We start from the raw sequence: 26,544 nt of genomic DNA, 5'->3' as shown, positions 1-26,544 counted from the left end.
GTCGCGGTCACGAGGGATCAGCGCCTGATGATGTGATGTGCCTAAGCATATTGTTACATAATAGGACAGATTTGCAGGGGCGACAAGGGGAACAGAAGAAATTAACGTACTCTATATAATGTAAAATCTTGATATACTCTACTGGTTCCACTATTAAAGTTCTACTAAATCAGAAATGATAAAGGACTGATTACTATGAAATCGCTATCACCATATGTTCTTGCCAAACGCAATTTGGCGATGACCATTCTATTTATGGCAGTCATGACTTTTCTGACTATATATGTTGCTTCGACGTCTCTATACTTTGCTATCGGATTTTTTGTGGTTGTTCAATCTATTGGTGCACTTATGATGAGACATTACATCAAAAAAGTCAAAGAACTGAGGCGAGATCATAAGCCTGAACGCGAGTTTAATTCATACGATTGATTGCAAACGCTCCGTTTCCATACTAAAATCAAAAGCCGAAATTCTTCAAATAGAAGAGTTCGGCTTTTGTGCGATCTATGAGTTTTTTTTATTTTAAATCTACCCTAACTGATGTAACTGCCCATTTAACGATTATCAATCGTCTCCGGATACATATCATGATTCATCATGCGGTGCTCGGCCATCTGCTCGTACTTCGTCCCCGGCTTGCCGTAGTTCGTGTACGGGTCGATGGAGATACCGCCGCGCGGCGTAAATTTGCCCCACACTTCAATGTAGCGCGGGTCCATCAGCTTAATCAAGTCGTTCATAATGATGTTCACACAATCCTCGTGGAAATCTCCATGGTTGCGGAAGCTGAACAGATACAGCTTAAGTGACTTGCTCTCTACCATTTTTACATCAGGGATGTAGCTGATATAAATGGTTGCAAAGTCCGGTTGCCCCGTAATCGGGCACAGGCTGGTGAACTCCGGGCAGTTGAATTTGACAAAATAATCGCGGTACGGGTGCTTGTTATCGAAATTTTCCAAAATGCCTGGATCATATTCAAACGTATATTTTACGCCCTGGTTGCCCAGCAGCGTCAAATCTTGCATTTCATCAGGTTGTCTCATCGGTTCGTAAACGCTCCTTATTTCCGGCGACGCACGAAGCTTACCGGTATATATGATAGGCCCTTCATAGCCTTTGTATGTTCTCAAAATTACATCATGCCGCCCATTCCACCCATAAAGTCCATCAGACGCCGCGTTTGTTGCCCCACACCAAAGTATGCAGCTGTGGCAGCACACGAACGTCGTTCAGATCATCCGATGCACTAACTTGATCAATCAGCCACTCGTAACGGGCAAGCAATGAAGACGCCAGATCAGGCGTATCGGCAGAAGTGACATCCGGGTTCCCGGTCTGCAAAAATAAAGCCGTGCCCGGATACCGTGCATGCACACGGCGGGCATAATCCAGGTCTGTCTCATCGAAAATCACGATCTTCAGACTATGGCTTCGTTCCACCGGGCCAGCAGCCAGTCGGTGGATCAGATCATCCAGCACAGCCCAGTCGGTGTTCATGCCTGAGCTGGGAGGCTTGGGCGAGACGGTGACTTCGTCAATGTCCGCCAGCCAAGGCTGCCACCGGGAGCCCTGTGTTTCTACCGCGGTGCGGATGCCGTTCTCCCGAAGCAGCTTAACCAATCCGCCCAGCGAAGCGAGCAGGGCAGGGTTGCCGCCGGAAATCGTCACATGGGAGAAGCGTGAGCCGCCAACGCGGCGCAGCTCGTTCCACACCTCCTCCGGTGTAATCATCCGGATCAGGTCCTTGCCGCTTCCGTCCCATGTGAAGGCAGAGTCGCACCAGGAGCAGCGATAATCACAGCCCGCGGTGCGGACGAACATCGTTTTCTGCCCAATGACCATGCCTTCACCTTGAACCGTCGGGCCAAAGATCTCCATTACAGGAATACGAGCCTCTTTGTTTCCGTCTTGTCCGTGAGGAAGCTTGTTATCAGCCAATTCCACCGCAGAAGCAGCATTGGTTCCATCGGTACGGGTCGACGTTGTGAGATTGCTTAGTTCTACACTACTCATCGATCATCCACTCCCGTCTTGCCTCGGCGTAGCTGGTTGGCGTCTCGTATAAGCGGACAAACTCCGTTCGACCACCCTCGGTCAGTGCAGCATACGGTTCGGTCTGCAAGGCATGTTCCATCTGTTCATACAACCAAACGACCATATTTTCAGCCGTTGTGTTCATGAGGGGAAGGGTTTCGTTCAAATACTGATGATCCAGATACCCTTCAATTTGTGTTTTCCATATCTCCTTGATATGTCCAAAATCAACCGTCAGCCCGGTCTCACCCGGATAACCGCTAATGCCAAAAACAACTTTATACGTATGACCGTGCAAATTCTTGCACTTGCCTTCATAACAATGCAGGTGATGAGCCGCGTCAAACGTAAACTCCTTGCTTACAAGCACACGTTTGCGATGATAGCGAAGCTGTGCAGGAAGAATATCTTCCCCGATCCGCTGCAACCGCTCCACAATACGAAATGTTCCCGGTTCTCTCATCGTATGTCCGCTCCCGCAGTTTCAACAGTAGCAGAATTAGTGCGTTGCTCCAGATAGCGATCCAGTCCGGCTTTGCGCAGTTTGCAGGCAGGACATTCACCACAGCCATCCCCGATAATCCCGTTATAACAGGTTAGTGTGCGTTCACGTACATAATCGAAGGCACCGAGATCATCCGCCATTTTCCACGTCTGGGCTTTGTCCAGCCACATCAGTGGGGTGTGAATGACAAATGGGTAGTCCATGGACAGGTTCAGCGTAACATTCATCGATTTCACAAATGAATCCCGACAATCCGGGTAACCGCTGAAATCCGTTTCGCATACACCGGTGACGAGGTGACGAGCCCCTTTTTGCTTCGCCATAATGGCCGCAAAACTGAGGAACAGCAGATTCCGCCCATCGACAAACGTACTCGGCAGTTCGCCTTCTTCATGCGTAATCTCCACATCTGTACGGGTGAGTGCATTGGGAGCGAGTTGGTTTAACAAGCTCATGTCCAGAACCGTTTGCTGCACACCCAGATCGCGAGCGATCTCTGCAGCGCATTCAATCTCCAGCTTGTGGCGCTGTCCGTAATCGAAGGTAACCACCTCAACCTCGGCAAATTGCTGTTTGGCCCAGAACAAACAAGTTGTACTGTCCTGACCGCCGCTGAATACAACGACTGCTTTTTCTTCGTTCAACATAAAAAAACCTCTCCATCTTCTTAAGATCAATCCATGCGCATAGGCACAGAGTGTCGGAAGAACAGAGAAGTTCATGAACTGGCATCCATCAAAAAACACACCTTCTCGTAGACTGCTTCAAAAAAGCAGGCACGATCTAGTGTCCTTAGTTTTTTACGTACGTTGTTACCTAAAAAGTACGCAAGACCACATTAACCTTAATGAAGGTCGAGTCTTATAGAGGGAGTTCGCGAACCTCTCCCATGCCACAGGCATGGATTTTCTTCTTCAATTGTCCGGTACAGTATAACACAATTTTATTATGGTGAGCATATCTGCACTTATTTAATTAATACATTTCCAAAAGGAATGACTTCCTTCAATATTCGCTTAAATAAGCCTTCATCGTTCATATCCTGTTCCAGTCGATGATTTTCACGGCCAGCCTGAAAGAGTACCGAGCCATGGCCCGTCATCTTCCAATGATAATTCATATGCTGGCTGGCAAGGTGGTTCCCATACACGGTAAGTTCAAGCTGCGCGTTCTCGGGATAAGCGATAATACTGCCCGCATCCACGTAGAGTGGTGCAGTAGGGTGCAGTTCCTGCTGGCAGACCTGACCTTGTGTCAGCAATCCGATTTTGCCTTCGCCGGAAAATTTCATTTTGACTGCGTCCCGGGTGATCAGCATGTTTTTGATTTTCTGAATCTTGGTATGCATCGTTACGCCATCGGAATAGAAAAAAAGGTGGCGGAAGTCGTACAGCAGATCGCTATTCTCACTCAATTCAACTTCCTTCATGGTGAATCCGGGAGGCAGGGCGGCCACAAATTGACAAGGACCGGTAATTTCGGATTTGATCAGCTTTTTTTTGCGATATATCCCCGTAATATTCATGAATTTATCATTGCGACTGCTGCTTGGGCCGCGAAAAGCGACAATTTGCTGGGGGTGTAGAATATGCAGGCGGTCGTCCTGGATCAGTGAGAACGTAACTACTTGTCCGGCTCTGCCAGCTTCGGTATTGTTCAGGTGTATGTGCATGCGGTTGCTCCTGTCCTTTTATACTCGGCCTGAACGGCGACGCATTCCCCAGCGCATCACGCGAATCAGAATAAAGTATCCCAATATGAGAGAAACGGCTGTGATAATCATCGTCTGAATGCGTTTGGCAGTTGCTGTTTTGGCATCCTGATCATTTTGCAATTTGCTTACCATATCGGTCAGTTTCTCGTTTTGCGCCAGCAGCAACTCGTTCTGGGCCTTGAATGCTTCCACATTAGCCTGAGCTTGTCCCAATTGGGCAGAGGTCTGATTCAATTGCTCCAGCGTCTGTTTGTAGCTTTCCTGCAAAGCGTTTACTTCTCCAGGAAGCTCGGAGACCCGCTCCCATCCACTGTAGATATCGGAAAATATATTGGCATTCGCTGCACTGACTGTAGAAGTCAAAGAAACAGTAAACAATACACATGTGGTGAATAACACCCGAATGAAATAACCCTGAATGGGTTTTGGCATGTATGGCACCTTCTTTCGGTTACATAATCGTTTGCCGATTTCGTCGTCATTTGTTGAAATACGGCTCTTACATTATACGTCAAAACCGGGACAATGGGTTCAAGTGGATGTAGTTTTAATTACCCTGTATGAGAATAAATCAATACATGCGCATATTGTTTAATTTTAAGAGCGACAGGGTAATAGAAGGACAGGGCAGCACTCCGGACGGTCATGACATCATACCTTTACTTCAGTTCCGGGTGCATGCTATTCATATTAACGAAATTAGTAATTTAATGAGCGAAAACAATATATCCGATTTTTATAAAGATCGTGAATACGAAGGAGTAGAAATATATGTACACAACTGAACAAGCTGCAACGACCAAAACGATTATGATCACTGTAAATGGTGAGCCCATCGGGCGTGAATTGATTATCGATAGTATTACTTATGCTCCCATCACAGAACCTGAATCTGTACAAAAATTACACAAAATGGGAATTAATCCATCTGCGATTTAAGTTAGGACTTGTCATATAAAAGTGGTCTAAAAGCTTGGCATACTGCGAAGCTTTTTCGTCGTTTATTGTCGTAATTACACGGATTTAGGGAGGAAAAACTAATATTATGGAAAAATTTCCTGCGAACATATGTTCCGTGACAATATAGTGTCCATTTACCCTGATAAGTTAGAAGATAATACATATAAATCGGGGGAGAGACTACCAGTGAACTCAATCTTTGAAGTATCTTATTCGTGGAATAGAGAGGCCATACCGACAGGGGGAGCCGACCCCGTATATATGATGGTAGAGTGGCGTAACGGAGCCCCTGCCAAAAGACTCAGGAAAATAGCACCCAAAATTGTGTCGAGAGACTTGGAACTTTTGCTCAAACCGGAATTTGGAATTCAGCTCAAGGGTATCTATGGCTGTCGTTCCAAAGAAACGGATATCGGTTGGGTTCTAAGACTCGGAGATGTATACAAGGGCGAGAGTAAACAAATATTGCTCGAATTCGCCATGGGACCTCGTGTATCTGGGAAAAGTGCCGTTTGTTCAGCTTATTGGAGTACACGAAAGTTGAAACAAAGCCAAAGAGTGCTGCTGCGCAGAGAACAGTTGTATATTCAATACACAAGTCATCTGGGCATGCTGCGCCAGCCGGAAGATCCCAAGGTAGAGAAGACGATCAAATTGAACGAAACCGTTCCTCTGATTAAACAAGCTTTGCGCGCTTATGAAAGAGGTCGTACACAAGAGGGCAGTGATCTGCTGCGTCGTCACGCAGATGCTTTGTTAATTGAAGCAGCTCGCAAACAGGATCTGGATTATTATGCGGAAGCCGAAATTGTTGAAAAACTTCGGTACCACTACGGGATTACTTTTAATTCCATGGCTCATAATCGCGGAAAAACGATGTTAGGTGAATAGGGATAAAGAACTAGTGATGATGGTAGGGCCAGGAATGTTTCTACATAATTTTTTGAAGGTGAAGTCAAGGAATAAGTCGAATGTACTAAACAACATAATAATAAAAAATGGATGGAGTTGTATCGAATTTATTGAAACAACATCGTGGAGGGTCCGGCAAAATGACAGACCGACTGATCCGATTAATGCGCATTATAACTCTTGTGCAGGCCAAGCCGGGCATTCTGGCCCGTGAGCTTGCCGAGCGGTGCGAGACAACGGAAAGGACGATATACCGCGACATGGAGGCCCTCAGTGCAATGCATATCCCCATCGCCAATATGGGACACGGGAGAGGATACATGTTTATCAGCCACTTTGCCATGTATCCGCTGAATTGGTCTGATGATGAAGCTCAAGCCTTTATGCACCTGGCAGAAGTCATGGAGAATATTCGTCCGTTGCTGAAGCCTGCTTTTGAGAGCGCGTATGAGAAAGTGGTTGCTTCGAGTCAGAAAAACAAAACAGAGCGAGTGGAATGGTCTGAGCAAATTAGCGGGATGTTCAAAGTGGGTACTTCTGCATGGCAGAATGAAAGTACCGAACTTCTGAATCATTCACTGGTGATGTTGCTTCAGGCTGGAATTTCCCAGAACACTATTGAAGGAGAATATCTGTCTCAAGGTAAAAAGGGGATTGTGCGAATGGATCCCTACTGTCTTATTCCGCGTGAATACCGATTTGATCTGTTGGCGTATTGTCACCTGTCAGAGAAACTGACATTATTTCAAGTGAATCGTTTACACAGGGTTCGGATTTTGCCACGCACGTTCCGCAAAGATGATTACCTTTTACAATCTCACTTCCGTACGCCACGGGAACTTGGCAGCAGTACGGAGTGGACTGCATTCAAAATCAGATTTTCGCCGCACGCTGTAGAGCGTGTCATGCAGGAGCAGTTTTTTGCACGCCCCATCTTGACGATTGAACCGGAAGGCACATTGTTGTTTGAGGCCATATTGAGTGATGAGCAAGGGTTTCTAACCTGGCTGTCTCAATATGGACCCGATGCCGAAATTCTGGAACCTGAGAAATACCGCCTCATAATGAAAGAACGTCTGGAGCGCTGGAGGGAGATATACAACTGAACTTCTATGTAGCTCATGGCTGGTTCGTCTTAGTTCAAAATACGTTATATGCAGTTACTCTTTAGTCTTGAACAGGTGTGCCAGGTTACCAAAAGGGGAATCGTTGTCATCGTCTTCTGTACTGCTCGAATAGACCACTTTGGACGTGATGCCTTCATCATCTGCGGCGCAATTGGTTTCCAGGTTGAACTGGTCAAATTGATGCATGAATACTTTGGCTGTATTAATAGCATCATCCAAAGCGCGATGCTGGGTGCCATCGAATTCAATACCGCACAGCTCAAGAGCCTGAGCGAGTCCAAGCTGACGGAATTTCCCTTCTTTGCGCACTGTGCGCGACCATTGCTGCTGAAGATCATTGTGATTGGTGATCCAGGCGACATCAAGCTGATGCGTGCGACAATGAGAGATCAGTTTGGTGCGGTCATCCGGTCCCCAGGAGCACATGTAATAGGATTCACTTCCCATCCAGGCAATAAATTGATTCAGCGCTTCCGGAAAAAGGGGAGATGCGTCGATATCTTTCTGCGAAATACCCGTAAATTGAATTGTATCGGCGGACAGCACCGATTTATTGGATGGACGAACATACGTATGGAACGTGTCTGAAACGTACAGGCCGTTCTCACTTTCCGTTACTTTAACGGCACCGATATCTATAATTTCAGAAGAGTAACGTGTATTGCGGCTTACTGTGAATTCAAGATCGTAAATAATATATGGCATAGGACAAACTCCTTTATCAATTAATACATGGTTTCTATTTCTCTATATTACAGGTAACGCACGGCCATGTCAGCCATCGCTCAGGAATTCATTTTAACGTAAAGCTGGCAAGCGTATGGTTGACAATTTCTTGTAAATACACTATGGTGATCAAAATGATAACAGCGATCAACGAGGACATAATGACGTTAGCCAGCTTCGGCAGAGAGGAAACCGCTTAGTGCAAGGTTTCTGTTGCTGTTTCGTTATTCCTACCTCGCGAGCTGCGGAGGAGAATGTCCAATTGGGCTGTACCCTCCGCCGGATGGGCCCGTTATGCCCTGAAGGACTGTAAGTTCACGTTTGGCACAGGTTGCAAACGGGGAACCGGTTATGGCAAATGCTCTGTTGATTGAATGGCAGGTCAGCCGGCAAAATGCAGTTAAATAAGGGTGGTACCACGACACATTCGTCCCTTGACGGATGTGTCTTTTTGCTGTTTATAACCTGATTCACAATAACGAATAGAAGGTAAGGGGTGTGACAAGATGCGTCAAAGTGAAATGCTTGTTCCAACATTACGTGAAGCACCAGCAGAGGCAGATGCAGCAGGACATCGCTGGTTACTGCGCTCTGGCATGATTCGCCAACTCGCAGCAGGGATATACAGTTATCTGCCCTTGGGACGTCGTATCTTGCTGAATGTCGAGCGTATCGTTCGGGAAGAAATGGACCTTGCAGGATGTCAGGAAGTATTGCTGCCAATCATGCAGCCTGCTGAGCTATGGGAGGAATCCGGAAGATATACACAGTATGGTCCTGAGCTGATGCGTCTGAAGGATCGCCATGCACGGGAATTCGCCCTGGGTCCAACCCATGAAGAAGTCGTAACTGCACTGGCTCGTGACGAAGTTAATTCCTATCGGAAGCTGCCGTTTACACTTTATCAGATTGGAACCAAATTCAGAGATGAACGTCGTCCAAGATTTGGATTACTTCGGGGACGGGAGTTCATCATGAAGGATGCGTACTCTTTTGCATCAGATTGGGAAGAGCTGGATCGCACCTATCAGGCTATGAATACAGCATACTCGCGCATTTTGGAGCGTTGTGGACTGGAATATATTCGCGTGGAAGCCGATGCAGGCACCATTGGTGGTCAGGGGGAGACCCATGAGTTTATGGCACTTGCCGATGTGGGAGAAGATACGATCGTAACCTGCAAACATTGTGGATATGCCGCAAATCTGGAGAAGGCAGGATATCAGACTTCTGAATCTTCTGCTAATCATGCAGGACCAGCTGATACTTCTACTGACCCCAAAACAGTCGATAAAGCCGATGGGAATACTAAAGGGGACACACTGGTTCGTATCGAAACTCCAGGGGTACGTACGATCAATGAGCTAAGCGCCTTTGTGGGTGAGGACGCTCGGCATATGATCAAAACGCTTCTTTATCAAGCGGATGGTCAACTAATCGCTGCGCTTGTTCGTGGGGATCATGAAGTGAATGATATCGCTCTGAAGCAGGTACTAGGTGCAGAGGAGCTGATCTTGGCTGATGAAACTGCACTTGCAGTTCATCCGAAATTAACTGTAGGCTTCCTGGGTCCGATTGGACTGGATCTGCCGATTGTAGTGGATGCGGATGTCGCTGTTATGGAACATGCAATTACAGGAGCGAATGAAGTCGATATACACTATTCGAATGTACGTCCGGGTATAGATTTTACTTTGGACAAAGTAGATCGAATTCGTTTCGCTGCTGAAGGTGACGGCTGCCCAACCTGTGGAGAATCGCTTGTATTCACAAAAGGAATCGAAGTGGGGCATATCTTTAAACTGGGAACCAAGTACAGTGACGCCATGGGAGCATCCTTCCTGGATCGCAATGGACGGCAGTGCGCACCAGTAATGGGTTGTTACGGGATCGGTGTGTCTCGTCTGATGGCGGCTATTGCTGAACAATATGCCGGAGAAGATGGTATCCGTTGGCCAGCAGCTGTCGCACCTTATCATGTACATCTGATTCCAATGAGTTGGAAGGAAGAGCAGCAGCGCGAGCTTACGCTGCAGCTGGAACAACAACTTACAGATGCCGGATACAGTGTATTGGTCGATGATCGTGATGAACGTCCAGGAGTGAAGTTCAAGGATTCGGAATTGATCGGATTGCCTGTCCAAATTGTAATTGGTCGAGGTGCGGCAGAAGGACAAGTGGAATTTGGATCACATGTTCTTGCAGTCCAAGGTGAATCCAAACGAATCAGTATGACGGCACAAGAGGCTGTAAGTCAGGTGAAAGTTCAGCTTATAGTCCGGAATTAAAAAAAGCCATCCTTATGGCACTGTGCACGTGTCTCTATATAATAGAACGATCTATAATAGGTCCGGATATTATGCGATAAGAGCTGCTTGTGGTTATGTAACGGAGTAAAGCGCTAAAAAGAGGGCTATAGTCACATAAGGATGCAACAATATTTGCGTATTGTCATACCAAGTAACTAGAATTTGAAAAATTGTATTCTGTATACAGTAGGTTTGTTCAGAAGAGCTACAGATATGGTGTGTTAGCAAAGTATGCATGTGCAAATATGCAAATCATGGACGATAAATATGTCGATTCAAATGTGAAATATCCGCATGAGAGTGGCAATTATAGAGATTTCTTCTATAGTCCATGATTGGGGACAAGGGATGAAGTGATTTCTCAAAGTGAATCAAGAGATTTATTTTTGCAGCAAAGCTATATTCACGTAGACATGAATTGTACAACTCAGCAGATTAACCATGGGTGAAGTAATTTGTAAATTAGAAAAGGGTGTCCATCAGCCGGTTATGGCTTGAGGGACACCCTTTCTTTGGAATGGATTGATGGCTACAACTATTTCTGATTCTGTCGCATCCTGGAGATCATCGGTTCGAGCTGTTTTTCTCTGATAATCTTAAGAGGCTGCAGGCAGTTTCAATTGTTGACCTGGATAGATCCAGTGTGGATTTTTGATTTTATTCAGCTTTTGCAGAGCTTGCCAAGTTGTACCGTATTGTTTGGAGATGGAGTACAGGGAATCTCCGGATTTAACAACATGCACTTTGGCTGGAGCTGGTTTGCTTGGTGTCGGTTTCGACGGTGTTTCTGGTTTTGGTGTCTCTGGTTTCGGTGTAGTTGGTGCTGGTGTTTCGGTTACTGGAGCTTCCGGTTGAACCGCAGGAGCTTTTGCTTCCTTGATTCGGCCGTCTGTTTTGATATCAACAGCGCCCAGTTTTTGCATGTATCCGATCAATGCTTCATCCATAGCACCGTACATGCCTGACGTTGCGTATTTTGCGAACATGGTGTACTCGTCACCACCAACAGCAGTGAAATCATTTGTAGCCAGCGTATACGTTGCTTTCGGGTCAAGGGCTTTATCGCCGATCATGACGGAATGTACACGGCTGCCTTTTGCAGCGGAAGAATCAATGCTGAATGTCATGCCGGATACTTGCGGGAATCCACCGCTTGGTTCCGGATAAGATCCTACACCGTTTTCAAGGGCTGCAAGTACATCAGAGCCTTTTACTTCAAGCGTTACAACCTGATTACCAAAAGGAAGTACTGTGATAACATCACCTTTGGTTACGATACCTTTTTCAATGGAAGAACGAATACCGCCACCGTTTGTGAGTGCGATATCAGCTTTGCTGACGTCACGGATGGCATCTGCCAGCAGGTCACCCAGGTTAGTTTCACCTGCACGTACTTGTTCACGTTTGCCGTCCAGCAGAATCGCTGTATTGGCTACTTCTTCTTTCAGAATAGGCTCTTGTTCTTTCTGAATGGAATTCACCAATGCGGCTACTTTCTCATTCGGTTTGATGTCTTTTGCTTCGGTTTCATCAATCAATGTTGCTTGTTTTTTGGTTACTTTACCGCCGTCAACCCACAGGTCGATAACACCTACAAAGTTAGTATACTCACCGGCGCTGGCGATCAGTGTTCCGTTATCGGATACAAGTCCATCCTGCAGAACCGTATGGCTATGACCATCGATGAATACATCAATGCCAGGCACTTCTTTCACAACTTTGAGGCTAGTATCGGTGCTGGACGCGTCTTGTCCAAGGTGTCCCAATACCACAACAACATCGACTTTGCTGCGAATTTCGTTTACGAGCACTTTAGCTTCCGCAGATGGGTCTGTAATGTCCAGACCTTCCATATTTTTCGGGTTCGTTTTGTACATCGTTTCCGGTGTGGAGAGGGCGATAATACCAATCTTCACGCCATCTACTTCTTTAATAAGATAAGGTTCAAACAGACGAGTACCGTCTTTTTTCTTCACATTGGCACTGATCATTGGAAAATTCATCATATCCGCCAGTTCAAGCAAACGCTTGGAACCGTAGTTGAATTCATGGTTGCCCGGAACGATGGCCTGATAGCCCATTTCGTTCATGACTTTGACAATGCTCTCACCGTTAACGAGCGTAGCAAAGGTTGTACCATGCACTGCATCTCCGGCATCCAGCAGAAGGGTGTTTGGGTTTTCGCTACGGTATTTGTCCGCAATTCCAGCAACCTTGGCGAAACCCATCGCAGGTGAGGACTCAACTGCGCGTGCGTGCATGTCATTCGTATGTAGAATAGTAATGTGCTTACCTGTGCCCGAAGTCGTATCTGTTGCAGCAGAGGCGAAGCCTACACTGCCAAATAACAGACAGAGCGTTAGCACAAGTGAAACGTAAGTCTTCCAGATTTTCATATGAATCAGTAACCCCCCAAAAAATAATAATCTCGTGAGCGTTTGCACAACTCATGTTGTATTTTACCAGACTATTATTAGGAAATCTCGAGATTTGTGTAAAAATAGGTAACCTGAAAGTGACATCTGATTTTAATAGTGGAAGATTAAGAGATGAATTGACTTATAAGGAACGTATGTTCTTAGGAAGACTAAAAAAAATGCTGCACTTCACGTGGCAGTCCTGTACGTAAACAAAATTTCTCCAGTGATTCATCCGGCTCAGGCCTTAATCCGGAAGTGAGAAGCTGTATGGCAAAACGATTGGCCTGTCTTTCCAGCTTGCCTGGTGCAAAATAGGAGTGTTCCTCCAGAAAGAACCGGTTTATGCCTTTGTGTAATCGGTCATGTCCAAGCTCATGGGCACACACGAAACGCTGCCATTCCGGCGGTAAATCATTGTGAATGACGATAAATCTGCGACGGAGCTTTCGGAAATACAGTCCTTTGGTAGACTTGCCCAGATTGGTGAACCGGATCTGTATTCCAATGGCTCTGGCAATGCTGAAAGGGCAGTTGGTCCGGTGTTTTCGAATCAGCTTTGTTACAATGTCATCCATATCATCTCACCTGCTGCTTTAGTTTATTCAGCTTGAAATGCTTCATGGGCGCTCGTCCGGATCATTCGTTTTTTTGCGTTTGTTCATCTGCTTGGCTTCCCAGAACAGACCTGTCAGGACATCCTTGATTCGTTTCTTGTCCTCATCATCCAGCGGGATGCCGTCAAACATCAGATCATCCTCGTCCTCCAGCATCCTTTTGAAGTCCCGACGGTCCTTGTACGTTGCCCATTCCGGAGCCTGCAACTCGATTGCTGTATTTGAGACTTCCAGATACCCGGCCTGCTTCATCATATCTGCGTAAGGAACCGAAAGCGCGTCAGAGATTTTGCGGATGGTGGCGGGCTTGGGAACACCGCGAACCCCATTCTCAATGCGTGAAATTTGCGAGTTGCTGATTCCTGCTGCTTCGGCGAGTTGATTGATGCTGTATCCCTGTTGCTCGCGCAGTTGTTTCAGATAAGGACCAAAAGCGTGCTCCACCATTCATGCCACTCCTTTGATTCGTACAAGTATGTTAACAATTATTAAGAAGACAGTTGGACGGGGGAGGTAGATGCGCACTCTAAGCCCGTTCCGGATTCGGATCGTTCTTTCGATCGCTGTTATCCCCAGATTTCTTTGTTTCCCTTTCCTAAAAGGGAGAAATCCGGTGATAAAGGCGAACGCTTCGCTTCTTCAGAATCGATTCCGTCTCCTTCACTACGTTTGCTCGTGATACGTACCTAAACACGACGCAGGACAATTCTCGGTAGCTTCTTAATAAAAATCAAATGACTTATACGAGGATCTTTAATTATCTGTACTATATCGTATATATACCATTAGGTAAAGGGATATGAAACAATTATGCCAAAAGGTAAAGGAAATGAGAGCGCGGCTTTTATTTTATAGTTAAAACGACCCAAAATGAAGGTTTACGCCGATCCCCAGAAAGTGGTATCCTCAAATAGAAATACGAACAAAATACGAACAAAATGTAAATTGGAGACAAGTTGAGTGATCGGGAAAATGAATTATTCCTGCTTCATAGCTGGCTTAAATTGATTCCAAAAGGCAACAGGAAAAATTGAAAAATGCCGTTACTATTTCAGAGAACTGGATAACCCTAATAAAGATGAGATGAATGCGAGTTTAATTTTTATAGAATGAACTTTAAGTTACGCAAAACGAAGAGGACAGAAAAAAGCTGGAGAAGCGAAGCGTTCGCATTTATCACTGGATTTTTACATTAGAAAATATAATCAAAAAAATCTGGGGATAACAGCGATCGTAAGATTTTTCTGTCATCGGAGTCGAACATGCGAGGCTACTAGACTTTCATTCTATAACGAATGTTAAAGGAGGAGAATGAATATGGAACTGATGCTGCCCGAATTGGACCGACGCAAAACACAGACTGCCGTAGAAGCCGCGCTGGAAAAATACCGGATTTATAAAACGATTGCTTTTGAAGAACGAGAGGTGATGGTGACGGCGAGTTACGCTGAGCGTTTCCATGGTGCAACGAATGTGACCGGGGATTCCACCGCCAGAACGGCAATCTATAATGTGGATGTGCAGCGCGCACGTCAGGCTTACTGCGATACGATTGATTTTGTTGTCTCTCGACTGAGCGAGAAGGAACGTGTACTTGTCAGCGAACGTTATCTGAAGGATGACGATGTATTTGACTATAAAGTGTATAACCATGTGTTTGATCCGCCTGTCAGCAAGGATACGTATACGAAGATTCGGACACGTGCTTTCTATAAAATGGCGCTGGCTCTGTCGGACCGCGGTCTGATCAATATGGAGCCTTTATCTGCATCTCGTAAAGAACGACAGAAGCTGGGTTAGATGTTAAGCCAGAAGTTCATCCTTTTATATCCTTCGCTGATTGTATACAATAATTGAAAAACAACACTAAGGATCAGTCAAAGGAGAGGAATCCGCATGACGGAACAAGCCGGAATGCAGGAGATGTACACACTGAAGACGATCGCGGAAACGCTCAACACTTCTAACGACCTGAATTTGATGCTGGATACGGTGCTCGGCAAACTGTTGGAACTGACAGGATTGACTGCGGGCTGGGTGTTCCTGATTGATACTCAGGGAGAATACGTCTGTATTGCTGATCACCGTCTTCCTCCTGCACTGATGCATCATGACAAGGAACCGATGCGCTGCGGGTCTTGCTGGTGCGTGAATCGCTTCCGTGACGGGAGATTGGATAATGCTGTAAATATTATTAATTGCAAACGTCTGGAGGATGCGGTTGAACATCAATGGGGAGATACCCATGACATCACCCATCATGCGACGGTCCCGCTCCGCTCAGGGGAGAAGATGCTGGGATTGCTGAATGTGGCTGCTCCGGGCAAAGAGCATTTTAGTGATAGTGAGCTGGCACTTTTGCAGGCTGTAGCTTATCAGATCGGCAGTGCGATGGAGCGGATGCGATTATACAGCGCGGAGCAAAGGCGGGCGGATCTGTATGCCAGGCTGGGAGAGTACAGCAGATCGCTGGGCCTGGCAGTGAACGAGTGCAGCAATTCAGACGACATGGCGAAGAAGGTTGTACAGCTGCTCGGGCAGCATTATGACTGGCCTTTTGTTGCACTGTTATCGCAGAAGAACGGAAGTTTTATGGTACAAGCTGCCCATATTCTTGGCAAGTTCGAGATGCTGACACGTTCTCAACTTTCTCTACAGGGGGAGAGTCGCATGCATCGAGTGATTGATTCTCATCGTGCGACGGTATTGGCGGCAATGGAGATTCAAGAAGTTTCAGCACTTTGCAATACTCTGCTCCCTATGTCCGTTTTGGCCTCGGGCCTGGCTGCTCCTATCCCGTTAAGCTCTCCTGGCGAAACGGCAATACTGGTGGTTGGCTTGGGTTCTTCCAATGGTTTCCTTCAGGCAGATCGTGAGGTTCTCGATGCACTCGCTGAACATATAACAGCCTCGTGGGAAAGTCTGAGACTGGTTTACAAACGCCGGGAATTAACCCGACTGGAGGAACGAAATCGGCTGGCAAGGGATTTGCATGATTCGGTGAATCAAATTTTGTTCTCCCTGTCCCTGACAGCTAAAGGTGCAGAGAGCATGTTATCCGGATCACTACAGCTGCATCCGGCCGCGGAAGCAATGAAGGATATACGTACCTTGTCACAGGAAGCCTTGAAGGAGATGCGTGCCTTGATTATGCAGCTTCGCCCGGCAGGTTTGGAGTCTGGTCTGCTCAGTGCTTTGCAGGAGTATGGTACAGGACAGGGGTTGCAAGTCGTTGTACACCGGACGGGTATGCGGTCCTTGCCTCAAAGTATTGAGGAAGGACTATGGCGTATTGGACAGGAAGCGCTCAATAATGTACGTAAACATGCGGGAGTTACTTCCGCTGAGATATCCCTCCAGCTAAGCGATCAGGAAGCGATATTCATCGTTACAGATCGGGGCAAAGGTGGAGCCAAAAGGCGTGAGGCCTTGCCTGCCAGTTCACTTGGTCTGTCCATCATGAGGGAACGGGCGCAATCGCTGGGTGGCAGACTAGAACTTGTAAGTTCATCCCGTAAGGGAACATCGGTAACGGTAGTCATTCCACTCCCGTCCGAATCTGTATAAAGTCAGGGGGATGAAGAGATGCCGATTACGATTTTACTCGCTGACGATCATGCAATGGTAAGACGCGGGTTGCACGTATTTTTGTCCACACAGCCAGATATGGAAGTCGTCGGAGAAGCCTCGAACGGACAGGAAGCACTGGAACAGGCAGAACAGCTGCATCCGGATGTGGTGTTAATGGATCTGCATATGCCAGTGCTTGACGGGATCGAGACGGCGAGAAGGCTTCGTGCGCTTTTACCTGGAATCCGTATCATCGTACTTACCTCTTTCTCGGATCAGGACCATGTGGTACCAGCCGTACGCGCAGGAGTGAAGGGCTATCTGCTCAAAGACATTGAGCCAGAGGATCTTGCCGTTGCCATCCGCAATGTGCACGCAGGTCAGGTAGAATTGCATCCTGCGGCAGCGGGTCAATTAATGCATGTGATGGCTTCGTCTGAGCTTCCGATGAATGAAGCACATGGACGTGCCAATCCCCTTACGTCCACTCGGCCTCCAGAACAAGAGCGGGATGGGGTAGGGATAGAAACTTCTGATGGACCGGACATGCTCACCCGGCGGGAACGAGAGGTGCTGGGACTGATCGCACAAGGATTGAGTAATAAAGAGATTGCCATAAAGCTGATCATAACCGAGAAAACGGTGAAAACCCATGTCAGTCATCTTTTGGACAAATTAGGACTGGCAGACCGGACCCAAGCTGCGCTTCATGCTGTAAGAAATGGCTGGGTTGTCTGATCCATCTTCCAATATTCTCAGACTAAAGTCGTAGAAACTCAACCCAAAGGTTGAGTTTTTTTGTGCTGGAAGTTAAGTCTATCTGCTGACGATTCGGAGACAGAAGCACGGTAAGATGAGAGTAACGAAATTTATAACGCAGCGTAGGGACGACTATTAAAACGTAGGAGAGTGACATAGATGAATATCTTGATTTTGGCAGGCAGTAATCGGAAAAATGCAACCAGCACACGTTTAGGGGAATATGCCGTGGAGGTAATCAGTGGTCAGGGACATGAAGCCAGCCTGTTTGATTTGTATCAAAGACCGCTTCCATTCTATGCACCGGATGAGAAACAGAACGATGATCAGAACCTCGCCGACCTGAACACACGTATGCTCGCGGCAGATGCCATTATTCTGTCTACACCAGAGTATCACGGCAGCATAAGCGGTGTGCTCAAGAATGCATTGGATCACCTGAGCCAGGCTCATTTCAGTGGTAAACCAGTATTGTCCATCAGCTCAGCAGGAGGAGCTGTTGGGGTAAGTTCGCTTTTGCAGCTGCAGGCGATCATTCGCAATTTGCACGGGATTAACGCACAGGAGTGGATTTCCATTGGTGGTGCGCAGCGGAGACGGTTTGAGGCAACGTTTGACGGATACGAAGAGTTTGAAGGCAGTCAGGACATTGAAGACCGGATCAAACGCGTGCTTGGTTCATTTTTGCACCTTGCCGAGACGTTAACTTCAGTACGGAAATCCTCCGGGAGTTAAGAGAGGGAAGTAGAGTAGCGGGATGCTAACCACAGATAAAGAGAGAAAAGAGGTTTTCATCATGATTAAAGGCATATTTGAGACGCATCTGAACGTAACGGATTTGGAGAGATCGCATCATTTTTATGAACAAATGGTTGGATTACGGTATGCCTATGGGCAGAAGGAACGTGGCAACTCCTTTTACTGGATTGGTGGTGAAGGCAACGCGATGCTCGGACTGTGGCAAAAGGACCCCTCCGAGGTGCAGCGGCAGCATTTTGCTTTTCAGGTATCGTTGGAGGACATGAAACAAGCTGTCACTTACCTGGAGGATAAAGGGATCAAGACGCGTAACTTTCTGGACGATGATATTGGCGAGTTGTATGTATTTGGGTGGATGCCTGCGGTGTCCGTGTATTTTACCGATCCGGATGGTCATTCTCTGGAATTCATATCGATGCTCCCGGATGAAGCGCAGCCTGAACTCGGCATGGTGCCATGGAGTGAGTGGGAGAAGATGCACGGTCGGGTGAAGGAGGACACGGCATGATTTTTGAAGAAGTCAAATTATATACAGCACGACTGGAAGACATTCAACCATTTTATGTGGATACTCTGGGATTGGAGTTGCTGGAGGAGTCCGAGCATTCATTTACGATTCGAGTCGGTTTGACGAAGATGATATTCGCTGAGAATGGAACGGAACAGGAACCCTTTTATCACGTTGCCTGGATGATTCCGAAGAATCGTTTTGAAGAGGCCAAAGCGTGGGCAGCGGCACGTGTCCATCTAAGTAGGTATGAAGGTAAGGATGAGACCTATTCAACCAATTGGAACTCGAATTCGCTCTATTTCGAAGATCCTGCCGGTAACATTCTGGAGCTGATTGCTCATCATACCGTTCATAACGAGAGTGACCATCCCTTTTCGAAGCAGGATCTGCTGCAGGTGTGTGAGGTGGGGTTAGTTACGGAAGATGTGCTTTCCACGGTGGATGAACTTGAGCAGATGGGGGTGAAGCGATGGGGTGAAGCTAGTGATACCTTTGCCCCTGTAGGGGATGTGAACGGACTGTTTATTGTGGTGAAGAAGGAACGTGTCTGGTTCTTTTCGGAGCAACAAGCACAGATGTATCCATTTGAAGTGGCCATCCGTGAAGTGGGAAAGCTTCGGATTGGTTAATATGGGAAGCAGCGGGCAAAACGGTCATATGTGCACCCTTTGAATCATCTTATAGAAGTAAACGCTTTAAAAGGAGTGTTTTGCTAAAAAAACGGTCTATGGTCGTTTGTGTTTCAGAATTGGCATCGATAGAAGGGTGGTGGCATGTTGGATCGACGTTTGTTGGAGGAAGGGCTGGATATTATGGTGTCCAGTCGGGAGCGTACAGGAGATTTGTGGCACGCCCATTATGGGGCGGGAGCTATTGCGGCTTATTTTTGGGTGCGGGAAAATCGTCTCACTGCCCTTGCAGCGGGCAGTGTTACGGCTGAAGCGAAAGCGATGCTTCGCCAGCATGGATTGAACGATGGTTTGACCTCCCAGAGGGGAGATGTTTTGCCAAGGGAAGAGGCCGAAGCGCGTATTACGGCAGCGCTGGATCGAACGATCGGAGAGCTGCATTGGGTTGGCCATCAGGTCATCTACGGTGCCCTTAGCCTGAAAGCCATTCGGGAACTGGATGGTTGGGGCTCGGACCACGACTTGAATCAGCTGGTTGCACTTATTGATTCTTTTGAACGAACCATTCCAGGCAGATCATGGATGAACACGACTGTGAAAGAAATTCGCGGCTTAAAAGTAGATGATGCAGACGGATTTCCTGAAGTTGAAAGCCCTGAACAATTGTCCCGTCTAATTCTGGATGAGCTTGGAGCGTTCCGCACGATCTATCACGCGGAAGCGCATCATGATCTGATCGGCCATATGCTGACCTATGGGCATGCGCTTAACATATTATATGAACTGGATTATCCGACCTTGTTCCACAAGGGCATTCCACCATTCCTGAAGATGGTCAAGGCTTTGCGACTGAGCCGGGATGTGGACGTTGAGCAGGAGATGCCAACGCTGCAATGTCCAGTCGATCGACTGCCATTGATCCGTGCAGAACGTTCTGTTGCACTGCCCCATGAACTGGAATACTGGCTGACCGACAGACGTTCCCACGATTGGCATGGAGGTCATCTGTTCAAATTTCCATTCAGCTTCTACCATCATGCCAGAAACGGAAATTCAGTTCCGGAAAGCTGGGAAAACTTCCGCTATATTATTGCGTGAGAAAAACATACATTTAAGAGAGCATTGCCTGAGATGGCTGTGCTCCTTTTATCTTTTTAAAGGAGCCAAATTTCAAGAATAAACAGGATCAGAATGACTCTGGATACCAGCATGTATGGTGATTTTCGGACGGGCTGACGCGCTGTCCATATTCCCCAGGAACTCATAAGTGCAATACTGCCCCAGAACATCCACAAGGGAATGCCTTCGGGCGTAAATGGAAAGGACAGCGAGGGCAGACCTGTGTTACCAGCTCCAAGAAGAACAGTGGTCATATAGACGAGCACAAGGAAAAGTAACTCAAATAGCAGGGTTTGCAGCCAGAAATAATAGATGTGGAGCACTCGGAGCAGAATGACTGTGACCAGGATAAACAGGATACCAACGGATGAGAATGTGGCAGCGGTCCATCCAATGAGTGATGAAGTTACAACAGCTGTTTCTTGATAAAAGGTGTACATTGTCAAAGCATACATAACGGGGCCAGCCATATAACTGGTGACAGCGATACACAGATAGAACCAGAGCTTTTTTTTCATGATCGTATCCATCCTTTACTGTAAATAAAGTTTAAAAGGCAACTTTTATCATATAAACAGCATCAGGAATGAATTTGTTGGGTTATCCGACAGAAGCCTCTGCAAGAAACCGACGTTTAACCGCCATGATGGCTACAACAAATAGACGTAATCCATACGGATAACCGTCAGCGCGACCAATGTAAACATGTAAGATTGTATTATCGGATCAATAGCAAGTGACACATCCCGATAAGCACATACGCTAATGTACAGACCGGCCTGGGGGGCCGTTTTTTTATGCGGTGAGTGCACACTTGCTCTGATCGGGTACTAAATAAAGATTGAATATATCTAACAGGAGGTTTTAGGATATGAAAACAGTATTGTATGTTCCACTGGATGATCGTCCAGCGAATCTGGATGACGTCGTTGTACAAGGAAAAGCAGCCGGTATCCATATCATTACACCGCACCTGGGTGACATTCAAAATCGTCTGGATTCCAAGAAAACGGTCGAAGGCACAACCTTACTTGGAACGTCTACGCCTACGTATGGTAAACCGTCCAACATTCATGATTTTATTCTGAAGCATGCTGCCAAAGTCGATGGATTCATTATCTCGTCGGATATGCTGGCATATGGTGGTCTGATTGGCAGTCGTCAGCTTCGTGAGGATGGAGGAGGCACAAATCCTGATTACGATCAGAACACAACCCGTTTGCTCGATGTGATTAAAGCCATTAAAAAGAAATATCCGCGCAAACCGGTGTATGTGATGGATACCATTATGCGACTCGCTACCACTTCATTTGCAGATGGTCTCGCATTGGATGCTTACAACGAATCTCGTGCATTGATGCAGCAGCCACGGCAGTCCTTTACGGCATTCGAGGATATTGTGAATGGGTATAACCTTTCTCCAGAGTCTACGGAATATGGGGAAACGACGTATTTTAATAAAGAACAGTACTACAACACCAGACAACATAAATTCAAAACAAATCTATACATTCTGGATCAGCTTGCTCGCAAAGGATATATTGATTTCCTCGCCGTAGGAGTCGACGATGCGAATACGCAAGGCGTTCAGATTAATGAGATCAATTATGTGGAAGCTCGGATAAATGAATGGCTTGGTGGGACGGATGGACAAAATCCGGATCGGGCGATTATTCTTCCGGATGCTGACGGCCTGGGTCACGCTCTGGTGGCACGCATGGCGAATCAATTGCTTCGCGGTGGGGCGAAGACACGTTATGCGGTAAAATATTTCGGCCCTCATGGTTCAACGATTATCAATGCCTACGAATATATGGATCTGCACAAAAATGTGGTGCGCCATGTAGATATTGTAGGTGGTGTGGTTGTAGCGGATTCCGCTTATCCAGAGCCTGATGTGGCAACGGATACAACTTCCGATGTGGAAAATGGAAATGAATTGACGAATGCTACATCTGCCGATGAAGCGGCTTCGTTTGACATGGCGTCTGAGCTGGATCGCATGACGAACTGTCATCCAGGAACACCGGGTAAAAGGCCTGTGGACATTGAGATTATTGCCATTACGGCGCTGGATCAGGTGCATTCGGCTGTGGCTCAATTGACGAGTAATAGTGAGAAGGGTCTTCCTTCGGTGTTGATTGATTTTGTAGGTAAAGGTCCAGCCAACGTCGATGTAGCCGAAGCACTCCTAAGCAGTCCGTATACGGGTCGGGTTCTGGGTTACAGTGCATGGAATACACCGGGGAACAAAATCGGTATGGCTGTGGGTATGGGACAATCGCGCTTTGCTTTGATTACAACTGAAACACATGCCCACACGTTGCGAGATGCCATGAATGCACAGGGGTCATTGTTGTTCAAACGCTTCCTGAAAGATTACTATTATAAAGCTGTAGCGATTGCAGATATTCGGACGTATTCGAGAGCGCATGCGCTGTATACCAATGTGGCAACCCTTGCAGATCAGAACATGTCACTCTTCAACTCCGAGGAGGATTACGCTCATCTGCAGACGCTGCTGCGGGATCTGATGCAGACCCATACAGCGACACTAGCGGGAAAACCGGCTTTTGCCCAAGGGAATGTGGCGATCAAACAAATCTGTAATGGCGAACCAGTCTATGCGGAGTACTGCAGCGCACTGCTGGAATATGCGAACCCCGATTTCATCTGGGGACGTGCGTTTGAGATTACGTTGAATCCCAAGGTTTCGCTGAAATAAGCTATATTTTTTAATTTGTGTTTTAGGAAGTGGAATGTGGCGAGCATCCATAAAGAAAGATTAGGATGCTATCTTTTGTATGAAAATGATCAGTATATTCAGGAATTAATTCAATTTATTTTTGTTCAATTCAATAATTGATTAAAGATTAGCACTTTTCTACTAAACTTCCACCAGGGAAAAATTAGTATAAAAGTGCTATTTTGTCTGTATTCTGTTGACCCTTTTGTATATTCAAGGTTATAGTTTTTTGTGGAAAAAAAATCCAATAACAGAAGAGTGGTTCTATGAAACATATTAAGAAAGCGTTATTATGAGGCTTAGGAGGATTATTGTTTAGTAACATACAAGCTTATGCGACTCCAGTAACTGGTTACTCTTGGGGAAGCAGAAATATAACTTATCAAAACAATGGTTTTAATAATTTCTACATAAACATATGGACAAATGCTAGAGATGAACGGAACTTATCTACTGATGTCTTTCTAAAAGCTGGTACGAATTCTAAATTTACTGCGGGCAATAAATCTGACAGTGGCGTTACTTGGGATGGACGTGCGGAATGGACATTTAGTATTATAACTGGAAACTATTCCACTATGAAAACATGGGTTAATACATACTACACAACGCAAAGTCATTACAATACAGACAATGTAGAGGGTATCGCAACTCATGAATTTGGTCATGCTCTTGGGTTGGATCATGCTCCATTTGGTAATCCTACAGTTATGACTCCAAATACATTTGAACGTAATTCTTCTGGAGCTTTAGTAGACGGGCGTCCAAACAAGTCACCAACTTCATGGGACATAAATACCATTAATGTTCTTTATGATAATAACTTTGCTAAAGCTCAGAGTGATGAACCTGTGCTAGATGTTCCCGAAAATGTTCTTCAAAAGGCTCAAATCACACAAAAAGATTTGAAAATAAATCATTATTCCTGGGCTATTGGCTATAGCACACTCGAAGCTCGTGCATATGATGCAGATCTTATTGTGAGTGGGATTGTTAAAAACAAACTTAGTCCTCTCATTAAAAATGATGGTGAAAACGAAGAAGCATTTCACCAATCGGAGGTAGCTATAGAAAATGTCATCAAAGGAGAAGGTTCAAAAGGAGATTTAATTAATCTACGACAAATTGGCGGAGAAACAGATACGTCTATTATTTACCATGAGAATTCTACCGAACTCCAAGAAGGTACAGAAGTATTGTTGTATCTAAAAAAGATCGATGATAATGTATACATTCCTATTAATGAGGATGAAAGTATCTTTATTAAACAGGGTGTACAATCATTTAAAACGGGTGACAATTCGTTTAAAAACCTATACGATAATCGTTTAGTTACTTTTGATGAAGTTTCAACTTCCACTTCCACTAATTAAAAGAAAAAGTCAAAGCCATCTAATAGGGGATCTAGTCTATACATGGAGGTAATATGAAAAGAAAATTACTACTCATACTGATCGTTTCATTGATTTTACTTTTGATTGGGTGCTCTTCATCCAGAGAAAGTTTCCCTTCAGATAAAATGATAAACCTAAAGGAAGAAGTCTATTTTACAAGCAATGACATCATCTCAGAGGAGGAACTAGCTGAACAAATAGGTGAAATAGAGGTATCCTCGACCAATGAGAGAGATCACGGTGATGGGAACGTTATAAGTTCCAACACCTACAAAGTAGGTACAAAACTATTTAAAATCAAAAACGAAAACAGTACAGATATGATTGCAGTAGAGGACTCTACAGAAGAATACCTCATTGCCTATAATACCAAATACAAAGAAATAAACTAATGTTAATAAGACATCTTATGCTTCAGCTAAATTTTCGTCTTTTTTCCACCCCAGTTACAACCTTAATCGCACCGAAGTCGTACGAATCACCATCGGCGCTAGGGATGAAAGGGTGTAAGATTGTATTATCGGATCAATAGCAAAGGACACACACCGAAAGCACATACGCTAATGTACAGACCGGCCACAAGGGGCCGGTCTTTTTGATGCGGTGAATGGTGTCCAGCTTCCGATTCGATGGAGAAACGCAAGTACAGAGACGTACTGGCGATGAGTCCCTTTTTCCTATAACAGATCGGTTAAAGGGGGAGTTCATCACTGCTACATGGTCGCTGCACTGTGTGGAGCAGAACGCAAACTTGCAGCTGAAGGGGGCGAAATGAATGTGTCTATAAGTAGTGGGCTGAACAACACAGCCAATACAGGGCAACTGAGTAACGTCATCAGGCGAACGTTGAAGCAGAAGCTGGCGGCTCTTGTTCCGGCATGGAATGGCAGAGTACTGGATGTACCTGCGCCGGGAGAAGTGTTGACTGGACCCTGTGCCGTAATTGCTTTTGCCGAAGAAGTACCGAAGTCTGCTTGGGCGGGGTATAGGAGGATCATCAAAATCTCTCCATATGCACGCTCCGAAGATGGAGGCGCAGAACAAGTGGAGGCATGGTCCTCATTGCTGATGGAAGGACTGCACCAGGTCAGGCTGGAGGATGAAGAAGGCGGGGCATTTACCTGTATCTACCTGGGTTCTTCGGATTGTGATCGTGTGGACGCCAGTTCTGGACTGGTTACGCGCAGCCTGCGATTTGGGGTGTATGCTCCGGAAACAGTGGAACACGCTCAGAGTGAAATAGCAGATTCGTGGATGGCTGCACTTCAAGGTTGGACACGAACTCAGCTCGGACAGGAATGGTCCATATATGGGGATGTTTGGCCTGGAGATTATGCGACCAAGTCCATACTGTGGCGATTGACGGGATGCAGTACAACAGCGGCGGGGACTTCGGCGTTGGAGATTCGGAAGCAATGGATTGGGCATGTGTTGGCTGCGAATGTAGGAGATGTCCGTCAAACGGTCACACATCTGGTTGAACAACTGGCTGTGCAGACCCGGATTGCTTTGACGGATACAGGCGATACGCGATATGTGACGGTGGATGAAGTTTCTGCCGACTTGCAGGCAGACGCCTACTTGAACGGGCAGATTCGTCTGACGCTGCAGCAGCGTATTCGCCGTCCAGGAACGGATGCACCATTGATCCGCGAGATTCACCATAGCAAGGGGATACAGTAAACGTTAGTCGAGAGGAACTGTAGATGGGTTCCAGATGAGAGAGATAA

Annotated in this window: 27 protein-coding genes; 16 read left to right on the top strand and 11 right to left on the bottom strand. The window is 46.2% G+C overall.

Annotated elements, in window-relative coordinates; all coding sequences use genetic code 11:
• Positions 1-195 precede the first annotated feature (195 nt).
• Entirely contained in the window at positions 196-432 is a 237-nt protein-coding gene (locus Q0V21_RS16380; protein WP_301879719.1) for a hypothetical protein, read from the top strand.
• Positions 433-557: 125 nt separating this feature from the next.
• Here the strand turns inward: Q0V21_RS16380 and queF are convergent, their stop codons facing one another.
• From queF to Q0V21_RS16350, 6 genes are all read right to left on the bottom strand, one after another.
• Positions 558-1,049 (bottom strand): preQ(1) synthase, encoded by a 492-nt coding sequence (gene queF / locus Q0V21_RS16375; RefSeq protein ID WP_062323912.1) that lies wholly within the window; start codon positions 1,047-1,049, stop codon positions 558-560.
• A 124-nt stretch (positions 1,050-1,173) separates the two neighbouring features.
• Positions 1,174-1,884, bottom strand: a complete 711-nt coding sequence (gene queE, locus Q0V21_RS16370; RefSeq protein WP_301879805.1) for a 7-carboxy-7-deazaguanine synthase QueE — start codon at positions 1,882-1,884, stop codon at positions 1,174-1,176.
• Between the two features lie 127 nt (positions 1,885-2,011).
• The gene (gene queD / locus Q0V21_RS16365; RefSeq protein ID WP_285078042.1) at positions 2,012-2,503 is read right to left on the bottom strand and encodes a 6-carboxytetrahydropterin synthase QueD; all 492 of its coding nucleotides are present in this window, start codon (positions 2,501-2,503) and stop codon (positions 2,012-2,014) included.
• A complete protein-coding gene (gene queC, locus Q0V21_RS16360; protein ID WP_301879804.1) occupies positions 2,500-3,189 on the bottom strand; it encodes a 7-cyano-7-deazaguanine synthase QueC in 690 nt (229 codons plus the stop codon). Before queC ends, queD begins: the two co-directional genes overlap by 4 nt.
• 323 nt (positions 3,190-3,512) lie before the next feature.
• Positions 3,513-4,217: an AIM24 family protein gene (locus Q0V21_RS16355; RefSeq protein WP_301879718.1), complete on the bottom strand. Its 705-nt coding sequence runs from the start codon at positions 4,215-4,217 to the stop codon at positions 3,513-3,515.
• Positions 4,218-4,235: 18 nt separating this feature from the next.
• A complete protein-coding gene (locus Q0V21_RS16350) occupies positions 4,236-4,691 on the bottom strand; it encodes a hypothetical protein (protein WP_024632428.1) in 456 nt (151 codons plus the stop codon).
• 339 nt (positions 4,692-5,030) lie between these two features.
• Between Q0V21_RS16350 and Q0V21_RS16345 the strand changes: the two genes are divergently transcribed.
• The 3 genes from Q0V21_RS16345 (at position 5,031) to Q0V21_RS16335 (ending at position 7,237) form a co-directional block, all read left to right on the top strand.
• The gene (locus Q0V21_RS16345) at positions 5,031-5,198 is read left to right on the top strand and encodes a hypothetical protein (RefSeq protein WP_301879717.1); all 168 of its coding nucleotides are present in this window, start codon (positions 5,031-5,033) and stop codon (positions 5,196-5,198) included.
• A 207-nt stretch (positions 5,199-5,405) separates the two neighbouring features.
• Positions 5,406-6,110 (top strand): hypothetical protein, encoded by a 705-nt coding sequence (locus Q0V21_RS16340; RefSeq protein WP_301879716.1) that lies wholly within the window; start codon positions 5,406-5,408, stop codon positions 6,108-6,110.
• 161 nt (positions 6,111-6,271) lie between these two features.
• Entirely contained in the window at positions 6,272-7,237 is a 966-nt protein-coding gene (locus Q0V21_RS16335) for a helix-turn-helix transcriptional regulator (RefSeq protein ID WP_079350999.1), read from the top strand.
• A gap of 54 nt (positions 7,238-7,291) precedes the next feature.
• Here the strand turns inward: Q0V21_RS16335 and Q0V21_RS16330 are convergent, their stop codons facing one another.
• Positions 7,292-7,963: a 3'-5' exonuclease gene (locus Q0V21_RS16330; protein ID WP_285077932.1), complete on the bottom strand. Its 672-nt coding sequence runs from the start codon at positions 7,961-7,963 to the stop codon at positions 7,292-7,294.
• Positions 7,964-8,490: 527 nt separating this feature from the next.
• Between Q0V21_RS16330 and Q0V21_RS16325 the strand changes: the two genes are divergently transcribed.
• Positions 8,491-10,272, top strand: a complete 1,782-nt coding sequence (locus Q0V21_RS16325) for a proline--tRNA ligase (protein ID WP_301879715.1) — start codon at positions 8,491-8,493, stop codon at positions 10,270-10,272.
• 617 nt (positions 10,273-10,889) lie between these two features.
• Here the strand turns inward: Q0V21_RS16325 and Q0V21_RS16320 are convergent.
• From Q0V21_RS16320 to Q0V21_RS16310, 3 genes are all read right to left on the bottom strand, one after another.
• Entirely contained in the window at positions 10,890-12,689 is a 1,800-nt protein-coding gene (locus tag Q0V21_RS16320; RefSeq protein WP_301879714.1) for a 5'-nucleotidase C-terminal domain-containing protein, read from the bottom strand.
• Positions 12,690-12,880: 191 nt separating this feature from the next.
• Positions 12,881-13,288 carry an ImmA/IrrE family metallo-endopeptidase gene (locus Q0V21_RS16315; protein ID WP_285077937.1) on the bottom strand — a complete coding sequence of 136 codons (408 nt, stop codon included), beginning with the start codon at positions 13,286-13,288 and terminating at the stop codon, positions 12,881-12,883.
• A gap of 42 nt (positions 13,289-13,330) precedes the next feature.
• A complete protein-coding gene (locus Q0V21_RS16310; RefSeq protein ID WP_301879713.1) occupies positions 13,331-13,774 on the bottom strand; it encodes a helix-turn-helix domain-containing protein in 444 nt (147 codons plus the stop codon).
• A gap of 870 nt (positions 13,775-14,644) precedes the next feature.
• On the opposite strand from Q0V21_RS16310, the gene Q0V21_RS16305 reads away from it, so the two are divergent.
• The 7 genes from Q0V21_RS16305 (at position 14,645) to Q0V21_RS16275 (ending at position 20,653) form a co-directional block, all read left to right on the top strand.
• Entirely contained in the window at positions 14,645-15,127 is a 483-nt protein-coding gene (locus Q0V21_RS16305; RefSeq protein WP_053783401.1) for an ArpU family phage packaging/lysis transcriptional regulator, read from the top strand.
• A gap of 96 nt (positions 15,128-15,223) precedes the next feature.
• On the top strand, positions 15,224-16,894 hold the full coding sequence (locus Q0V21_RS16300) for a GAF domain-containing sensor histidine kinase (RefSeq protein WP_301879712.1): 1,671 nt from the start codon (positions 15,224-15,226) through the stop codon (positions 16,892-16,894).
• 18 nt (positions 16,895-16,912) lie between these two features.
• Positions 16,913-17,635, top strand: a complete 723-nt coding sequence (locus tag Q0V21_RS16295; RefSeq protein ID WP_301879711.1) for a response regulator — start codon at positions 16,913-16,915, stop codon at positions 17,633-17,635.
• Between the two features lie 180 nt (positions 17,636-17,815).
• On the top strand, positions 17,816-18,391 hold the full coding sequence (locus Q0V21_RS16290) for an NADPH-dependent FMN reductase (protein ID WP_079350992.1): 576 nt from the start codon (positions 17,816-17,818) through the stop codon (positions 18,389-18,391).
• A gap of 61 nt (positions 18,392-18,452) precedes the next feature.
• Positions 18,453-18,923: a VOC family protein gene (locus tag Q0V21_RS16285; protein WP_301879710.1), complete on the top strand. Its 471-nt coding sequence runs from the start codon at positions 18,453-18,455 to the stop codon at positions 18,921-18,923.
• Positions 18,920-19,555, top strand: coding sequence for a VOC family protein (locus Q0V21_RS16280; RefSeq protein WP_301879709.1), 636 nt, complete (start codon positions 18,920-18,922; stop codon positions 19,553-19,555). The genes Q0V21_RS16285 and Q0V21_RS16280 overlap by 4 nt, the downstream gene beginning before the upstream one ends.
• Before the next feature lie 144 nt (positions 19,556-19,699).
• Positions 19,700-20,653, top strand: a complete 954-nt coding sequence (locus Q0V21_RS16275) for a hypothetical protein (RefSeq protein ID WP_301879708.1) — start codon at positions 19,700-19,702, stop codon at positions 20,651-20,653.
• A 56-nt stretch (positions 20,654-20,709) separates the two neighbouring features.
• Here the strand turns inward: Q0V21_RS16275 and Q0V21_RS16270 are convergent, their stop codons facing one another.
• Positions 20,710-21,192, bottom strand: coding sequence for a hypothetical protein (locus Q0V21_RS16270; RefSeq protein WP_301879707.1), 483 nt, complete (start codon positions 21,190-21,192; stop codon positions 20,710-20,712).
• A 353-nt stretch (positions 21,193-21,545) separates the two neighbouring features.
• Here Q0V21_RS16270 and Q0V21_RS16265 point away from each other — a divergent pair, with 353 nt between their 5' ends.
• From Q0V21_RS16265 to Q0V21_RS16250, 4 genes are all read left to right on the top strand, one after another.
• The gene (locus Q0V21_RS16265) at positions 21,546-23,399 is read left to right on the top strand and encodes a DUF4127 family protein (protein ID WP_301879706.1); all 1,854 of its coding nucleotides are present in this window, start codon (positions 21,546-21,548) and stop codon (positions 23,397-23,399) included.
• A gap of 332 nt (positions 23,400-23,731) precedes the next feature.
• Positions 23,732-24,793 (top strand): matrixin family metalloprotease, encoded by a 1,062-nt coding sequence (locus Q0V21_RS16260; protein WP_301879705.1) that lies wholly within the window; start codon positions 23,732-23,734, stop codon positions 24,791-24,793.
• A gap of 53 nt (positions 24,794-24,846) precedes the next feature.
• Positions 24,847-25,206: a hypothetical protein gene (locus Q0V21_RS16255; RefSeq protein WP_301879704.1), complete on the top strand. Its 360-nt coding sequence runs from the start codon at positions 24,847-24,849 to the stop codon at positions 25,204-25,206.
• A 325-nt stretch (positions 25,207-25,531) separates the two neighbouring features.
• Positions 25,532-26,497, top strand: coding sequence for a hypothetical protein (locus Q0V21_RS16250; protein ID WP_301879703.1), 966 nt, complete (start codon positions 25,532-25,534; stop codon positions 26,495-26,497).
• Positions 26,498-26,544 lie beyond the last annotated feature (47 nt).

The organism is Paenibacillus sp. 11B, assembly GCF_030487755.1.
Classification (GTDB): Bacteria; Bacillota; Bacilli; order Paenibacillales; family Paenibacillaceae; genus Paenibacillus; species Paenibacillus vandeheii.
Note: the sequence above shows the minus strand (reverse complement) of the source record. Positions and strands in the feature narration are given on the sequence as shown.

Coding starts and splice junctions, on each gene's coding strand:
- Q0V21_RS16380 (WP_301879719.1), top strand. CDS start 196: ATGAAATCGCTATCACCATATGTTCTTGCCAAACGCAATTTGGCGATG.
- Q0V21_RS16265 (WP_301879706.1), top strand. CDS start 21,546: ATGAAAACAGTATTGTATGTTCCACTGGATGATCGTCCAGCGAATCTG.
- Q0V21_RS16280 (WP_301879709.1), top strand. CDS start 18,920: ATGATTTTTGAAGAAGTCAAATTATATACAGCACGACTGGAAGACATT.
- Q0V21_RS16275 (WP_301879708.1), top strand. CDS start 19,700: ATGTTGGATCGACGTTTGTTGGAGGAAGGGCTGGATATTATGGTGTCC.
- queF (WP_062323912.1), bottom strand. CDS start 1,049: ATGAGACAACCTGATGAAATGCAAGATTTGACGCTGCTGGGCAACCAG.
- Q0V21_RS16305 (WP_053783401.1), top strand. CDS start 14,645: ATGGAACTGATGCTGCCCGAATTGGACCGACGCAAAACACAGACTGCC.
- Q0V21_RS16290 (WP_079350992.1), top strand. CDS start 17,816: ATGAATATCTTGATTTTGGCAGGCAGTAATCGGAAAAATGCAACCAGC.
- Q0V21_RS16295 (WP_301879711.1), top strand. CDS start 16,913: ATGCCGATTACGATTTTACTCGCTGACGATCATGCAATGGTAAGACGC.
- Q0V21_RS16320 (WP_301879714.1), bottom strand. CDS start 12,689: ATGAAAATCTGGAAGACTTACGTTTCACTTGTGCTAACGCTCTGTCTG.
- Q0V21_RS16300 (WP_301879712.1), top strand. CDS start 15,224: ATGACGGAACAAGCCGGAATGCAGGAGATGTACACACTGAAGACGATC.
- Q0V21_RS16270 (WP_301879707.1), bottom strand. CDS start 21,192: ATGAAAAAAAAGCTCTGGTTCTATCTGTGTATCGCTGTCACCAGTTAT.
- Q0V21_RS16310 (WP_301879713.1), bottom strand. CDS start 13,774: ATGGTGGAGCACGCTTTTGGTCCTTATCTGAAACAACTGCGCGAGCAA.
- queE (WP_301879805.1), bottom strand. CDS start 1,884: ATGGAGATCTTTGGCCCGACGGTTCAAGGTGAAGGCATGGTCATTGGG.
- Q0V21_RS16285 (WP_301879710.1), top strand. CDS start 18,453: ATGATTAAAGGCATATTTGAGACGCATCTGAACGTAACGGATTTGGAG.
- Q0V21_RS16345 (WP_301879717.1), top strand. CDS start 5,031: ATGTACACAACTGAACAAGCTGCAACGACCAAAACGATTATGATCACT.
- Q0V21_RS16350 (WP_024632428.1), bottom strand. CDS start 4,691: ATGCCAAAACCCATTCAGGGTTATTTCATTCGGGTGTTATTCACCACA.
- Q0V21_RS16255 (WP_301879704.1), top strand. CDS start 24,847: ATGAAAAGAAAATTACTACTCATACTGATCGTTTCATTGATTTTACTT.
- Q0V21_RS16355 (WP_301879718.1), bottom strand. CDS start 4,217: ATGCACATACACCTGAACAATACCGAAGCTGGCAGAGCCGGACAAGTA.
- queD (WP_285078042.1), bottom strand. CDS start 2,503: ATGAGAGAACCGGGAACATTTCGTATTGTGGAGCGGTTGCAGCGGATC.
- Q0V21_RS16330 (WP_285077932.1), bottom strand. CDS start 7,963: ATGCCATATATTATTTACGATCTTGAATTCACAGTAAGCCGCAATACA.
- Q0V21_RS16325 (WP_301879715.1), top strand. CDS start 8,491: ATGCGTCAAAGTGAAATGCTTGTTCCAACATTACGTGAAGCACCAGCA.
- Q0V21_RS16315 (WP_285077937.1), bottom strand. CDS start 13,288: ATGGATGACATTGTAACAAAGCTGATTCGAAAACACCGGACCAACTGC.
- Q0V21_RS16335 (WP_079350999.1), top strand. CDS start 6,272: ATGACAGACCGACTGATCCGATTAATGCGCATTATAACTCTTGTGCAG.
- Q0V21_RS16250 (WP_301879703.1), top strand. CDS start 25,532: ATGGTCGCTGCACTGTGTGGAGCAGAACGCAAACTTGCAGCTGAAGGG.